The following is a 12,669-nucleotide window of genomic DNA, read 5'->3' on the forward strand; positions in this document are numbered from 1 at the left end:
GCGGGAAGATGAAACCAGTTTTCCGCGAGTGATTATGAGACTTCTGATTTACCTTCTGGCCTTTGTGCCCTCTGTCTTGCATGCTGAGACATTCTTGATCGACACCAAAGTCAGTTAGGTCACGATTTATCCCGACGGAGCCGATATCCTCCGCACAGGATCCTACGATATTCCCGCAGGCAATCATCGTTTGATCTTGCAGGGCATTCCAGAAAATGACGAAAGTCTGTTGTTTTCGATTCAAGTTCTGACCGAGGGGCTGACACAAACCGCACTTCTGCGACGCTATGAAAACCTGCCCATACAGGATCACAAAAAAGAGGCAGTGATTCAGGCTGAGGATCGGATCAAAGCAATCCAAGATCGAATCACCGCTATCGCCGACAATGCGAAAACCGCGCGTCTGCGCGCCCAGGCCGCACGCCAATCCGTCTCATTTCTGGGCCAGTTAGGACAGAATGAAGGTCTGCCCGCCGACCCCGAAACGCTGCGTGAGATCACCCGCATGATCGCCGAAGAATCTCTGCGCGCCGAGCAAGAAGCCCAAACGGCTGAAATCGAAGCCCGGGACATCGAGCGGCAACTGGACCAGCTTGAAGAAGACTTACAGATTGCGCAGGCTGATCTGGCCGCTTTGATCCCCGAAGCTGATGACCATGTTTACGTCGCCGTCGATGTGACTGCCGATTCGGCAGCAGAAGGTACTCTGACCGTGTCATACATCGACTCATATACTGCAGAATGGTTTCCGGGTTACGAGTTTCGTCTGACAACCGGTGACGCGCCCACAGTTCAAATCGATCGCAATATCCTGATCACACAAGAAACCGGTGAAAACTGGCGCCACGTAACACTGCACGTCTCGACCATAGCTCCCACCGGCCAGAACGCCGCGTCTTGGTTACTTTCAAGGCGCCAGTCGATACGCAAGACGCCGCCGCCGCAAACAGAACAGCGGAACTTTGGAAGTCTCGCAGAGCCAGTTGTCGAGGCGCCTGTTGTCGTAGAAGAGACATCCAGAGGATCGATGTTGACGTCCTCTGTCGACGGCACCGGCGTCACTTTTACGTTGCCAAATCTGATCTCGGTGTCCACTGGCCGTGAAATCACCGAGGTCGCCCTGGACACAATCAGCCAATCTGCCGAAATCTTTGCGTTTGGCGTGCCTAGTCGCGACAACACCGCCTATCGCACCGCTAAATTCACCAATCCGACAGATCAGAAATTGCTGGGGTCCGTTACGGCACGATGGTTTGTGGATGATGTTCTGGTGGCCACTAGAGAGTCACAGGAAATAGGCCCAGGTGAAGAGATCGAGATGGGCTTTGGACCGATCCACGGCCTGACGCTTTCAAGACAGATTCTGAACCGCAGCAGCGGCGATACCGGGATTATCTCTCGATCCAATCAACGCGTCGAGCAAACCGAAGTCATCATTGAAAACCTCACAGATCAATCCTGGCCTCTGCGCCTTCTGGACCGGGTTCCGTATTCGGAGCAGGATGATCTGGAAATCACCTGGAGCGCCAAACCACACCCGAGTGAGGAGAATGTAGACAATCAACGCGGTATTCTGGCCTGGGAAATGGACATCGCCCCCGGTCAGTCAGAAACGATCACTCTGGATCTTGAGCTGAATTGGCCTGAAGGGATGGATCTTAGATAACTACCGCCACCTGTCGACCGGTAGCCACAGGTACGTCGGGCCAAATCTGTCAGGATTCGACCGTGGAACCTGTAGCGCGTTCCAAACCATCTGCGCACGGGAGCGGCGCCGATTGCTGAACTGTTGGCGCGTGAGGCCCAATGAAGGGGCTGATCTGACCTTCGAATGAACCATGTCGCCTGACGTGGCTCATTCCATTCGGGCCTGTTGACAAAATCAGACGTGCTTGCCACCTAAATACTGACCCTTGATCACGGCAGATGTGACAGAACAGATCACAAGCCGTGTGTCTTGCAAGGCGATAGAGGCAGAGCATGCACGTTTCGACCAAAAACAGGATTGGCAGAACCCTGATCATCGGATGCGCGTGCATCCTGATGGCACTGGTCGTCATCGGCTTTACTGGGCAGGTCTTGGCGGTTGGGGACTCCATTGCGCTTCTGCGCCCGCAGGCCGGTGTTTTGCTTTTCCCCTGCGCCGCGATATTGTTGTTCATGCGCGCCAAGTTTTTCGCGTTGACCACGTTGGTTTTTGGCGTGCTCGCCATTGGATCAATCGCAATCAGTGTTGCTGCACCCTCGGACGATTGCAACGGCTCGTGCCTGACGCTGTACCAGAAGAACCTCATGAGCAAAGCCTGGCCTCGTTATTCACTGGCCGATGACATCATTGAATCGAATGCTAAGATCGTGACATTGCAGGAAGTATCCAGTCACAATCGCGAATACATGAGCAACCTGTTTGAGCATTACCCGGCAAAAGCGATCTGTGAGTTTCGCCCCGAACAAAATGTCGCCATTCTGACAACCTTGCCAATTGTCGAAAACTCTGAGTTTTGCCTGGAAGGGTACGGGCTTGTCGGAATTCAGGTCAAGACACCCGGTCATGTTCCGGTCTGGGTCGTATCGGTTCATCTGAACTGGCCGTTTCCTTACGACCAATCCAAACAAAGCCTAATGATTGCCGACCGCATCAGCGAACTAGAGGGCCCGGTGCTGATCGCCGGGGATTTCAACATGGTTCCCTGGGGCGAAAGTGTCAGACGGATCGGAGCGGCTGCGAACAACCAGAGTTTTGGAACCGCCCTGAACACGCATACCCTTGGTAGCTGGAAAATTCCTTTGCCGATTGACAATCTGTTGTTCCCAAAAGGAACAACAGGAACGGTAGAGCTGCGCCCATTTATGGGGTCAGATCACCTCGGAAAGCTCGCCCGGTTTCGGTTGGAATAGGGTGCGTGTCCATTCCGCATCCTACTGCACAACAAACGTTTGTCGCTAATATACAAGCGACCTAGCCGTGGTTTTCAATCAACGCCTTCAGGTTGATCAACCCACGCTCATAATCGCCGCCAACCCATTTATCCATCATCAACCCCATCCACCGGGACATCGGGTTCAGCCCCAGATCGGATTCGAACCCCCAGATCACTTTGGTCGCGCCTCCTTCCGCTTCCAGGATAAACGACGCCGTTGCGGTGCCCATCGGGCCAAAGTCCAGTGCCGTTCTGACCTGCTGGTTTTCCACGCTTTCAATGATCTGTTGCGAGCCTGTGCCAACCTGAGGGTTATCCGAGGCCCAGTTCAGCGTATTCCCGACGCCCGCCTCAGGTCCGCTATAGCTTAGTTGCGTTTCAGGATCTCTCGACAGCCAAGGGGACCACTGTTCCGTCTCCTGTATCGAATTTACATAGGGAAAGATCGCCTCGGCCGGGGCATCAATTGTGATATCGCGAGAAACTTCTGCTTTTCCAGGCAACAGGTACGAACCCACAACCAGAACCAGAAGAAGAATGACCAATGCCGCAAAGATTCGTTTGATGGCTTTCATCGCATTCTCCAATCCTCAAATGTAATGAGTGGAGCATACAAAATGACGGCCCAAAAATAGAGCCGCAATCTTTGTCATTTGCGCAATGCAGGTTTGCCCCCTTTAAACCGGGACAAACTTCTTTTGGTGCGGATCATAGCTTTCCAGACCACCAGCGCCGATATCTGTCCACAAGCCGTGCAAACTCAGTGCGCCCTGATCGACGGCTGCGGAGATGAAGGGAAAGGTCATCAGGTTTTCCAAAGAAGCGACGACCGACTGTCGTTCGAGTTGTCGGGCTTGTTCAACGCCGTCTTCGATATCCGCCACCAGTTCGTATTTCGGCTTCAGAATATCCATCCAGCGACCGACAAAGCTTTCCTTGGCATCCAACTGTGGTGCCTGCCCCTTGCACATATCGATACAACCCTGAACACCGCCGCATTGCGAATGCCCCAGAACGACCAAATGAGCAACCTTGAGCGCTGTTACAGCATATTCGATAGCGGCGCTGGTGCCATGGTGGTCTCCGTCCGGTGCATAAGGTGGCACCAGGTTGGCGATATTGCGGTGAATGAAGAAATCGCCCTGATCAGCACCGAACATGGATGTCACGTGAACCCGGCTGTCGCAACACGAGATTACCATGGCACGCGGGCGCTGTCCTTCATCGGCAAGACGGCGATACCAGACCTGGTTTTCCGAATATGTCGTGGCTTTCCAGCCGTGATACCGTTTTACCAGATAGGTCGGCAGAGGTTTGGCAAAATCCATTACAAAGTCCCCGTTCTTGTCGCTGACGGATGATCTAAACCGAATTCTAAGAAAATTCGAGCCATTATCCGATTTCCCTGCAAGGTTTTGCAAAGGATTTTACCGCCAATATCAAACTGGCGCCGTGGGGGCGTTTGAACTAGGGTGAATGTGGTGGAAAAGATTATCACGCTTGAACACAAGGAATCCGTCCGTCTGGACGCGGATCAACTGAGCGGGCTGTACCGACAACTTGGCGACAAGAACGCGCTGGACGTTCTGTGCCGCACCGTCGAGGAATTGGCCGTTCGCCTGTCAAATTGCGAACGTTTCTGGCGTCAACGTGAATGGGCGGACCTGCGTAAATGCGCCAAATCACTGGTCGCAATATCCGAACAGATCGGGATGACGGCCCTTGCCCGGGTGGCGGGTGACGTGGCCCAGACCGTCGATACCGGCGACGCAGTCGCGGCGGGCGCGACGCTGGGGCGATTGATCCGTGTCGGGGAACGGTCATTGACAGCCGTCTGGGACCAGCAGGATCTTTCCGTCTGACAGGGGTTGCGGGCAGATCATGCGCAGCTAGTCTGTGCGCAGAAACCATCAGCCGAGACGACCATGACCCTGTCCTTCGCGCCATCCTCTGACCCTTCCTTGCTGCTTCATGTGATTGCACAGCCGGACCTGGACGGTTGGTTACAGGATCAGCCGGATATTGTGCAATCCTGGGTTGCTGCAAACGGGTTTTCAGGTGCTTTAGGGCAGACTCTGCTGGTACCGGGCGCAAATGGTGCAGTTGATTTTGCATTGGCCGGTTATGGAACCGAAGACAAGCGCGCGCGAAAACGGTTCCCTCTGGCTGCGGCTGCCTTGGCCTTGCCGGAAGGAACTTATCACATCGCATCGGGCGTTCCTGATGGTCGGCTGGAGATGGAGTGTTTCGGCTGGTTGATGACCGGCTACGCCTTTGAACGATATGCGTCTCAATCCGGTGGATCAGCAGCACTGATTGCTCCCGATAGTATCGACGCCGACCGTATCGAAGCGATGGCCAAAGCCGAGGTTCTGACCCGCGATCTGGTGAATACGCCCGCTTCTGACATGGGACCTGACCAACTGCAGCAAGCGGCCGAGGCACTGGCCGGTGAATTCAGTGCCTCGTGCGATGTGATCACCGGCGATGCGCTGCTGGATCAGAACTTCCCCATGATCCACGCGGTGGGGCGGGCTGCGGAGCAGGCCCCGCGGCTGATTGAACTGAACTGGGGAAGCAGCGGTTCCAAACTGGCGCTTGTCGGCAAAGGCGTGTGTTTCGACACAGGCGGGCTGAACCTGAAACCGGGCGCTTCCATGGGGCTGATGAAAAAAGACATGGGTGGTGCGGCCAATGTTCTGGGGCTGGCCCGGATGATCATGGCACTGGAGCTTCCGCTGCAACTGCGGGTTTTGATCCCGGCGGTCGAAAATGCGGTGGCCGGAAATGCGTTCCGTCCCGGAGACATTCTGACCTCCCGCAATGGTCTGACGGTCGAGATCAACAATACGGATGCAGAAGGGCGTCTGGTGTTGGCGGATGCGCTGGCATTTGCAGCTGAAGGGAAGCCTGATCTGGTGATCTCGATGGCGACGCTCACCGGTGCCGCCCGTGTGGCCGTGGGCCCTGATCTGGCACCGTTCTACACCGACGACCTGCATTGCGCATCTGCACTCTTGCACGCCGCAGACGCTTCGGCTGATCCGGTTTGGCGCATGCCGTTCCACACACCTTATGAAGCGATGATTGAACCCGGCATTGCCGATCTGGACAACGCACCAACGGGTGGATTTGCAGGCTCGGTCACCGCTGCTTTGTTTCTCCGCCGGTTCATTGACTCGTACCGCTATATCCATTTCGACATCTACGCCTGGCAACCCAGTAGCGAACCCGGGCGCACCAAAGGCGGACTGGGTCAGGGGCCGCGTGCCTTGCTGAATGCGTTGCCGGAGATCTTGGATCTATGACCCACCAAAGCATATCCGCACCCGTGGTCGACCTGTTGCGCTGCCCGGAAGGCCCCCGCGACCGGCAGGTCTTGTTTGGTGACACGGTTCAGGTCGTTGACACAAAAAACGGATGGAGCCGGATCGTCGCCGACAAAGACGGGTACACCGGCTGGCTACAATCGGATCTTCTGTCGGCGGACGTGACCGCAACGCATTGGATCAACGTACCCGCGACACATGCTTATGAAGATGCTGATTTCAAAAGCCGCGATCTGGCGTCACTGAGTTTCGGAAGTAAAATCCGTGCCTTGTCTGAGACGGGTCGGTTTGTTGAGACCGGACTTGGTTTTGTACCAAAGGTCCACACCGTACCGATTACTGAGAAACCACAAGAACCGGTGGCCGTGGCCGAGTTGTTTCTCGGCACACCCTACTTATGGGGCGGCAACAGCCGGTTCGGCATCGATTGTTCCGGGCTGGTACAGGCAGGGCTTCTGGCCTGCGGCGTACGCTGCCCCGGTGACAGTGGCGATCAGGAGCGTATTTTGGGCGCAGCGTTAGCCGAAGGGACGCCAGCGCGACGGGGTGATTTGTTATTCTGGAAGGGGCACGTGGCCTGGATTTCGGGCGACAACATGATTTTACATGCCAATGCCAGCCATATGGCCGTTGTATTTGAGCCTATGGATCAGGCAATAGAACGCATTCTGGCGCAAGGCGATGGTCCTGTGACCGCCCACAAAAGGCTCTAATCCGGGCTCACTGCCCGGATCAGCTTGCGCTCCAGCACCCTCAGAACCGCACGCAGGTCATGACCACGTTTCAGGATACGGCCATCCAAACCAATGACAGAATACATCCCTTGCCGTGATCTCAGACGTGGATGCTTTTCGACCCGATAAATCGGGTGTTCTGCGGTACGTCGGAAGATCGAGAATACCGCCATGTCGCGCAGGTTCGAAATACCATAGTCACGCCATTCACCGGCGGCGACCATCCGACCATAAACGGATAGGATTTGAGACATCTCATGCCGGTCGAAAGCCACGGGCATCTGCGCGGCGCTTGCCGAGAACCGGCTTGGTGGCTGCATATTCATACCTCCAGCCTTGCCGGAAATCATATTTGAATCAAGCCCGATGCGCTGTTGCCTGACAATTACGACACAAGTGTTACCGTCGACCAACCTGACGGCAGATCAGAATTACAGGCAACAGACCTACCGCCAGAATAACCAGCGAAGGTACCGCTGCGCCCTCCAACCTCTCATCCGAGGCCAATCGATACGCCTGTACAGCCAATGTGTCGAAATTGAATGGCCGCATGATCAGCGTGGCGGGAAGTTCCTTCATCACGTCAACGAACACGATCAGCAAGGCGGTCAACAGCGAAGGTGTCAGGATGGGAAGGTGAACACGCCGCAGCGTGCCCAACGGTGTCTGACCCAATGAGCGGGCAGCGGCATCCATATTGGCGTGTACCGTGCTTTGACCACCCTCATACGCGCTGAGCGCGGCTGCAAGGAATCGTACCATGTAGGCCGCAACCAGCAACCAGATCGAACCTGTGACCAACAACCCCGTAGACACATCGAAGGTCTGCCGCATCCAGGCGTCCAGCGCGTTGTCGAAACCTGCAAATGGCACAATCAAACCAACAGCGATGACGCCACCAGGCACGGCATATCCAAGCCGGGCTATATAGGCCGCCGCAGACGATGCGCGCCCGGGTCTGAGGCGCTGGAAGAACCCGACACTGATCGCCGCAAAGACGGTGATGACCGCGGCCGTACCGGCAAGGGTCAGCGAATTCTGAACAAATCCGATATAGCGCCGCGACAGCAGGCTTTGTTCAGATTCCAGACCCATTTCGACCAGAATGATGACGGGCAACAGAAACCCGAACAGTACAGGTATTGCGCAAAGCAAGAATGCTCCAAAGGCACGCAAGCCCGTCAAATGTGCCGCCGGTTGCGCCACTTGCTGTTTGCCAGCCTGGTAATATTTTGCTTTGCCGCGCTGTGTACGCTCGGCCATGGCCATGACCAGGGCAAAGACCAGCAGGCATAATGCAAGTTGCGCCGCTGCCGCACGGTCGGCCATGGAGAACCAGCTGGTGTAGATCCCGGTGGCGAAGGTCTGCACACCGAAATACGATACGGTGCCGAAATCTGCGATGGTCTCCATGACGGCCAGCAAGACGCCGCCCGCAATTGCCGGGCGCGCCATCGGCAGTGAAACCCGTCGGAAGGCCAGCCACGGATTGTTACCCAGCGCCCGCGCCGCCAGAAACGCCGTCGCGCTTTGTTGCAGGAAAGCAGCCCGCGCCAACAGGTAGACATACGGATAAAGCACAAGGATCAGCATGACCGCCGCGCCCTCGGTCGAACGGATTTCGGGGAACCAGTAGTCGCGCGGCCCCCAGCCCGTCACGTCACGCAACGTGCTTTGGACGATACCCGGGTGATCCAGAATAAAAGTGTAGGCATAGGCCAGAACATAAGCCGGAAAGGCCAGTGGAAGAACCAGCGCGATCTCAAGAAACCGAACTCCGGGAAACCGGGTCATCGTCACCAACCAGGCCGCCCCGGTGCCGATGCTAAACGTACCTGCCGCGACCAGCACTACAAGAACCAGGGTCGTCACGGTATAGCTAGGCAGCACCGTCTCCATCAGGTGCGAAATCGTATCCGTTCCACCGGTTACAGCCGCCAGAATGACGGCAATCATGGGCAACAGGCATGCCGCGGCCACTAGATATGCAATACCTGCCAGCAGTCGGGTACCGCGTACTCCGCGATTGTGCGATCCGTTTTGTGAGTATTCGATCTGGGCCATCATCCCGACTTGTGATTGGCAAAGCGAAGGGTCCGCCTTTAATCGACCAAAAAGCTCGGAAACGCCAGTGCGTCGGTCAACAAATCTGCGGCACAAACTGCCGCAGATTTGTAAACACTGTTATTCGTAGACGCGTTGATCCTCGATCACCAGCCCGTCTTTGGGAAGCGACCCAGGGGCCACAACCTCGATCGCACCTTTCAGTTTCAGCACCTCGGCCACCGACTTGGCGTATGCGATGTCATCTCTGCTTGGGCTTTCGATCTGGACGGTCATCGTATCCATCTCACCCTGGCGCGCAGCTATGACGCGGGCTTTGACGATCTCGTCGTGCTTATCGACCAAAGCCGCAACCTGTTCCGGTCGCACGAACATGCCCTTGATCTTGGTGGTTTGATCTGCGCGCCCCATCCAGCCCTTGATCCGGGTATTTGTGCGGCCACAGGGCGAAACGCCTGGCATGACTGCGGACAGATCGCCCGTCGCAAAGCGGATCAGCGGGTAGTCAGGATTGAGAGAAGTCACCACGACCTCGCCCACTTCACCCGGGGCTACCGGTGTTCCGGTGCCGGGGGTCACGATTTCGACGATCACATGTTCGTCGATGATCATGCCTTCCATTGCGTCGCTTTCATAGGCGATGTTGCCCAGATCCGCCGTTGCATAGCATTGCAGGCACGCGATACCGCGATCTGCATATTCCTGACGCAGTGACGGAAACAACGCACCGCCGCCAACGGCGGCCTTCGAGAAATTCAGCGAAACGCCCATCTCGTCGGCCTTATCCAGAATAATTTTCAAATAGTCCGGCGTTCCTGCATAAGCTGTACAGCCCACGTCTCGCGCCGCTGTCACCTGCAATTCAGTCTGGCCCGTGCCTGCGGGCAAAACGGCGGCGCCAACAGCGCGGGCGCCGTTTTCAAAGATCATGCCGGCCGGGGTCAGATGGTAGCCAAAACAGTTCTGAACAATATCACCAGCACCGACACCCGCAGCATTCAGGAACCGGCCCATGCGCCACCAGTCATGATCCGTGCTGCCTGGCTCATAGATTGGGCCGGGGGATTGAAACACGTGGTGGAAATGACGTGCAGGCTTCACGGTAAATCCACCAAACGGAGGCCGCTCTGCCTGGGCGCGGGTCAAATCAGATTTTCGAAGCACGGGTAACATCGGCAGATCACCTGACGAAACCACCTTATTAGTGTCTGTTTCCGACAGGTGGGCGGTAAACCCGGGGGCAGATACCGCACGTTTGATCTGCGCGGCAAGCGCCGAGGCCTGATCGGCGGCACGTTCGTCCGCCGAGCGTGTTTCGAGTGCGTCGAAATAAGTCATCGCCATATCCTCCATCCGCTCACAGCCACCTCTTGCGGCGGCGATAGGACCGCACGTCGCGAAAGCTCTTACGGCCTTCATCCGACATGCCAAGGTAGAATTCCTTTACGTCCGGGTTCTCGCGCAGTTCGGCGGCTGGCCCGTCCATCACGACGCGCCCCGATTCCAGAATGTATCCGTAATGCGCAAACCGCAGGGCAACGTTGGTGTTTTGTTCGGCCAGCAGGAAGGACACGCCTTCTTTTTCGTTCAGGTCCTTCACAATGCCAAAAATCTCTTCGACCAGCTGCGGCGCCAGACCCATCGAGGGTTCGTCCAGAAGGATCGTCTCGGGTCGCGACATCAGGGCCCGCCCCATGGCAACCATCTGCTGTTCACCGCCCGAGGTATAGCCTGCCTGCGATCGGCGGCGTTCCTTGAGCCGTGGGAAATAATTGTAGACCAGTTCAAGGTCCTTCTGGATAGCGGCATTGCCATCCTTGCGGGTATAGGCACCGGTCAGCAAGTTTTCCTCGACCGTCAGGTGTTCGAAACAGTGGCGGCCTTCCATCACCTGAATGACGCCTTTTTCGACCAAAACGGCAGGGTCGCTTTCATGTACGCTTTCGCCGCGATACTTGATCGAACCTTTGGTAACTTCGCCGCGTTCCGAATGAAGCAGGTTCGACACCGCCTTGAGTGTCGTCGTCTTGCCTGCGCCGTTACCGCCCAGCAGGGCCGTGATCCCGCCCTTGGGCACAGTCAGGCTGACGCCTTTCAGCACAAGGATCACATGGTTGTAGATCACCTCGATATTATTGACTTCAAGCAGGGTTTCCGCCTGCACGTCAGTGGTTTGTGCCGCATCCAGCATCAGCGCGTGTCCTCATGCCTGCCCGTCTTGGGCTATTCTTGAGGAGCGGCAAATGGCCTGCCGCTCCGGCTATTGTGATCCCGGCCTAGACCCGGGTGCGCCAGTTTTTATTCGCAGCGCTGTTCGATGTTGTTTTCAGCTGCATAAGCTGCCGAATCCTCAGCGATCAGAGTACCGATCACCTCTGCATCGGTTGGCATGAAATCCTGGATCTTGTTCCAGGTGCCGGTCGAGGCATCCCACTGAACAACACCCACCAGACCCGGGCCGCCGTGGTTTTCACAGCTGACGCTGAACTCGGGGCCAAAGCCTGCCATGCCCAACGCGTCCATTTTGGCGTTGGTTATTTCCAGAGCTTCCATGCCGTCACGCATCATTGCCGGGGTGATGTTGGTCACGCCATGCATCTCTTGCGCTGTCTTGATGGCTTCCGAGGCCAACATCGCCGCATAGAGACCCCGGTTGTACTGCACCGCACCCAGCTGATCGCCGGCACCTGCAGCTTTGCCTGTGTCAACGACATGCTTCTTCAGGTCGTCATAAACCGGATAGTCATCGCCAAGACCGGTAAAAGTCAGCGCCTTGTAGCCAGTGGCTTTGTCGCCCGCCGGTTCAACGTCGAACTCAGCACCCGACCACCAGACACCGATGAAGTTTTCCATCGGGAAGCGGATGTTGGCAGCTTCCTGAACCGCAACCTGGTTCATCACGCCCCAACCCCACATGACGACATAGTCGGGCTTTTCGCGGCGAATCTGCAGCCACTGCGACTTCTGCTCCTGCCCTGGGTGATCCACAGGCAGCAAGGTCAGCTCGTAGCCGTGTTTTTCAGCCAGCGTTTCCAGCGTGCGGATCGGTTCCTTGCCATAGGCCGAATTGTGATAGACCAGTGCGATTTTCTTGCCAGTCAGATCACCCCCGTTTTCGCTCAGCAGATAATTGATCGCGCCGGAGGCCCCGTTCCAGTAGTTGGCCGGGTAGTTGAACACGTTGCTAAACACTTTGCCGTTGGCAGCCGATGTACGTCCATAGCCCATCGTGTGCAGCGGAATGCCATCTGCGGTCACTTTGGGGATCAGCTGATATGTAATACCGGTCGACAGAGGCTGATAAACCAACGCGCCTTCACCTTTGGTCGATTCATAGCACTCAACACCCTTTTCAGTGTTGTACCCGGTTTCGCATTCCACAACCCGGATCGGTTCACCGCCGATGCCGCCATCCCGCTCGTTCAACAGCGTGAAATAGTCGTTGTACCCGTCCGAAAACGGGATACCGCCCGCCGCATAAGGCCCGGTCCGGTAACTGAGATCCGGGATCACGAGCTCTGCCATCGCCGGTCCTGCGACCATCAAGGCGCTCAGCGCCATGGTTGCCAGTTTCTTGTTCATCGGGTGTTTCCTCCCTTGATTGATCCGATGGTGTTTTCG

The 12,669-nt window shown here is 56.4% G+C and carries 12 protein-coding genes; 5 read left to right on the forward strand and 7 right to left on the reverse strand.

Annotated elements, in window-relative coordinates; genetic code table 11:
- The first annotated feature begins 124 nt into the window (after positions 1 to 124).
- Both Q0816_RS13185 and Q0816_RS13190 read left to right on the forward strand, forming a co-directional pair.
- Positions 125 to 1,666 carry a DUF4139 domain-containing protein gene (locus Q0816_RS13185; protein WP_298851484.1) on the forward strand — a complete coding sequence of 514 codons (1,542 nt, stop codon included), beginning with the start codon at positions 125 to 127 and terminating at the stop codon, positions 1,664 to 1,666.
- A gap of 314 nt (positions 1,667 to 1,980) precedes the next feature.
- Entirely contained in the window at positions 1,981 to 2,898 is a 918-nt protein-coding gene (locus tag Q0816_RS13190) for an endonuclease/exonuclease/phosphatase family protein (protein WP_298851225.1), read from the forward strand.
- 61 nt (positions 2,899 to 2,959) lie between these two features.
- On the opposite strand, the gene Q0816_RS13195 is transcribed toward Q0816_RS13190, so the two are convergent.
- Both Q0816_RS13195 and Q0816_RS13200 read right to left on the reverse strand, forming a co-directional pair.
- The gene (locus Q0816_RS13195) at positions 2,960 to 3,496 is read right to left on the reverse strand and encodes an SRPBCC family protein (protein WP_298851227.1); all 537 of its coding nucleotides are present in this window, start codon (positions 3,494 to 3,496) and stop codon (positions 2,960 to 2,962) included.
- Between the two features lie 102 nt (positions 3,497 to 3,598).
- Positions 3,599 to 4,249 (reverse strand): carbonic anhydrase, encoded by a 651-nt coding sequence (locus Q0816_RS13200; protein ID WP_298851229.1) that lies wholly within the window; start codon positions 4,247 to 4,249, stop codon positions 3,599 to 3,601.
- Positions 4,250 to 4,393: 144 nt separating this feature from the next.
- On the opposite strand from Q0816_RS13200, the gene Q0816_RS13205 reads away from it, so the two are divergent.
- The 3 genes from Q0816_RS13205 to Q0816_RS13215 all read left to right on the forward strand — a co-directional run bounded on the left by Q0816_RS13205 (position 4,394) and on the right by Q0816_RS13215 (position 6,963).
- On the forward strand, positions 4,394 to 4,783 hold the full coding sequence (locus tag Q0816_RS13205) for a hypothetical protein (RefSeq protein ID WP_298851231.1): 390 nt from the start codon (positions 4,394 to 4,396) through the stop codon (positions 4,781 to 4,783).
- A 63-nt stretch (positions 4,784 to 4,846) separates the two neighbouring features.
- Positions 4,847 to 6,229: a M17 family metallopeptidase gene (locus tag Q0816_RS13210; protein ID WP_298851233.1), complete on the forward strand. Its 1,383-nt coding sequence runs from the start codon at positions 4,847 to 4,849 to the stop codon at positions 6,227 to 6,229.
- Positions 6,226 to 6,963, forward strand: coding sequence for a C40 family peptidase (locus Q0816_RS13215; RefSeq protein WP_298851236.1), 738 nt, complete (start codon positions 6,226 to 6,228; stop codon positions 6,961 to 6,963). The genes Q0816_RS13210 and Q0816_RS13215 overlap by 4 nt, the downstream gene beginning before the upstream one ends.
- Here Q0816_RS13215 and Q0816_RS13220 read toward each other — a convergent pair.
- From Q0816_RS13220 to Q0816_RS13240, 5 genes are all read right to left on the reverse strand, one after another.
- Positions 6,960 to 7,310, reverse strand: a complete 351-nt coding sequence (locus Q0816_RS13220) for a DUF2794 domain-containing protein (RefSeq protein WP_298851238.1) — start codon at positions 7,308 to 7,310, stop codon at positions 6,960 to 6,962. The two genes, Q0816_RS13215 and Q0816_RS13220, sit on opposite strands and share 4 nt — an antisense overlap.
- 73 nt (positions 7,311 to 7,383) lie before the next feature.
- Entirely contained in the window at positions 7,384 to 9,048 is a 1,665-nt protein-coding gene (locus Q0816_RS13225) for an iron ABC transporter permease (RefSeq protein WP_298851240.1), read from the reverse strand.
- A 120-nt stretch (positions 9,049 to 9,168) separates the two neighbouring features.
- Positions 9,169 to 10,386: a phenylacetate--CoA ligase family protein gene (locus Q0816_RS13230; RefSeq protein ID WP_298851244.1), complete on the reverse strand. Its 1,218-nt coding sequence runs from the start codon at positions 10,384 to 10,386 to the stop codon at positions 9,169 to 9,171.
- Between the two features lie 19 nt (positions 10,387 to 10,405).
- Entirely contained in the window at positions 10,406 to 11,239 is an 834-nt protein-coding gene (locus Q0816_RS13235) for an ABC transporter ATP-binding protein (protein ID WP_298851246.1), read from the reverse strand.
- Between the two features lie 107 nt (positions 11,240 to 11,346).
- A complete protein-coding gene (locus Q0816_RS13240) occupies positions 11,347 to 12,630 on the reverse strand; it encodes an ABC transporter substrate-binding protein (RefSeq protein WP_298851248.1) in 1,284 nt (427 codons plus the stop codon).
- Positions 12,631 to 12,669: the final 39 nt, after the last annotated feature.

This window comes from uncultured Ruegeria sp. (genome assembly GCF_947497005.1).
Classification (GTDB): domain Bacteria; phylum Pseudomonadota; class Alphaproteobacteria; order Rhodobacterales; family Rhodobacteraceae; genus Ruegeria.

Bases quoted from the DNA above. Each gene is read 5' to 3' on its own strand.
- Q0816_RS13190 (WP_298851225.1), top strand. From the start codon at position 1,981: ATGCACGTTTCGACCAAAAACAGGATTGGCAGAACCCTGATCATCGGA.
- Q0816_RS13195 (WP_298851227.1), bottom strand. From the start codon at position 3,496: ATGAAAGCCATCAAACGAATCTTTGCGGCATTGGTCATTCTTCTTCTG.
- Q0816_RS13200 (WP_298851229.1), bottom strand. From the start codon at position 4,249: ATGGATTTTGCCAAACCTCTGCCGACCTATCTGGTAAAACGGTATCAC.
- Q0816_RS13210 (WP_298851233.1), top strand. From the start codon at position 4,847: ATGACCCTGTCCTTCGCGCCATCCTCTGACCCTTCCTTGCTGCTTCAT.
- Q0816_RS13215 (WP_298851236.1), top strand. From the start codon at position 6,226: ATGACCCACCAAAGCATATCCGCACCCGTGGTCGACCTGTTGCGCTGC.
- Q0816_RS13220 (WP_298851238.1), bottom strand. From the start codon at position 7,310: ATGAATATGCAGCCACCAAGCCGGTTCTCGGCAAGCGCCGCGCAGATG.
- Q0816_RS13225 (WP_298851240.1), bottom strand. From the start codon at position 9,048: ATGGCCCAGATCGAATACTCACAAAACGGATCGCACAATCGCGGAGTA.
- Q0816_RS13230 (WP_298851244.1), bottom strand. From the start codon at position 10,386: ATGACTTATTTCGACGCACTCGAAACACGCTCGGCGGACGAACGTGCC.
- Q0816_RS13235 (WP_298851246.1), bottom strand. From the start codon at position 11,239: ATGCTGGATGCGGCACAAACCACTGACGTGCAGGCGGAAACCCTGCTT.
- Q0816_RS13240 (WP_298851248.1), bottom strand. From the start codon at position 12,630: ATGAACAAGAAACTGGCAACCATGGCGCTGAGCGCCTTGATGGTCGCA.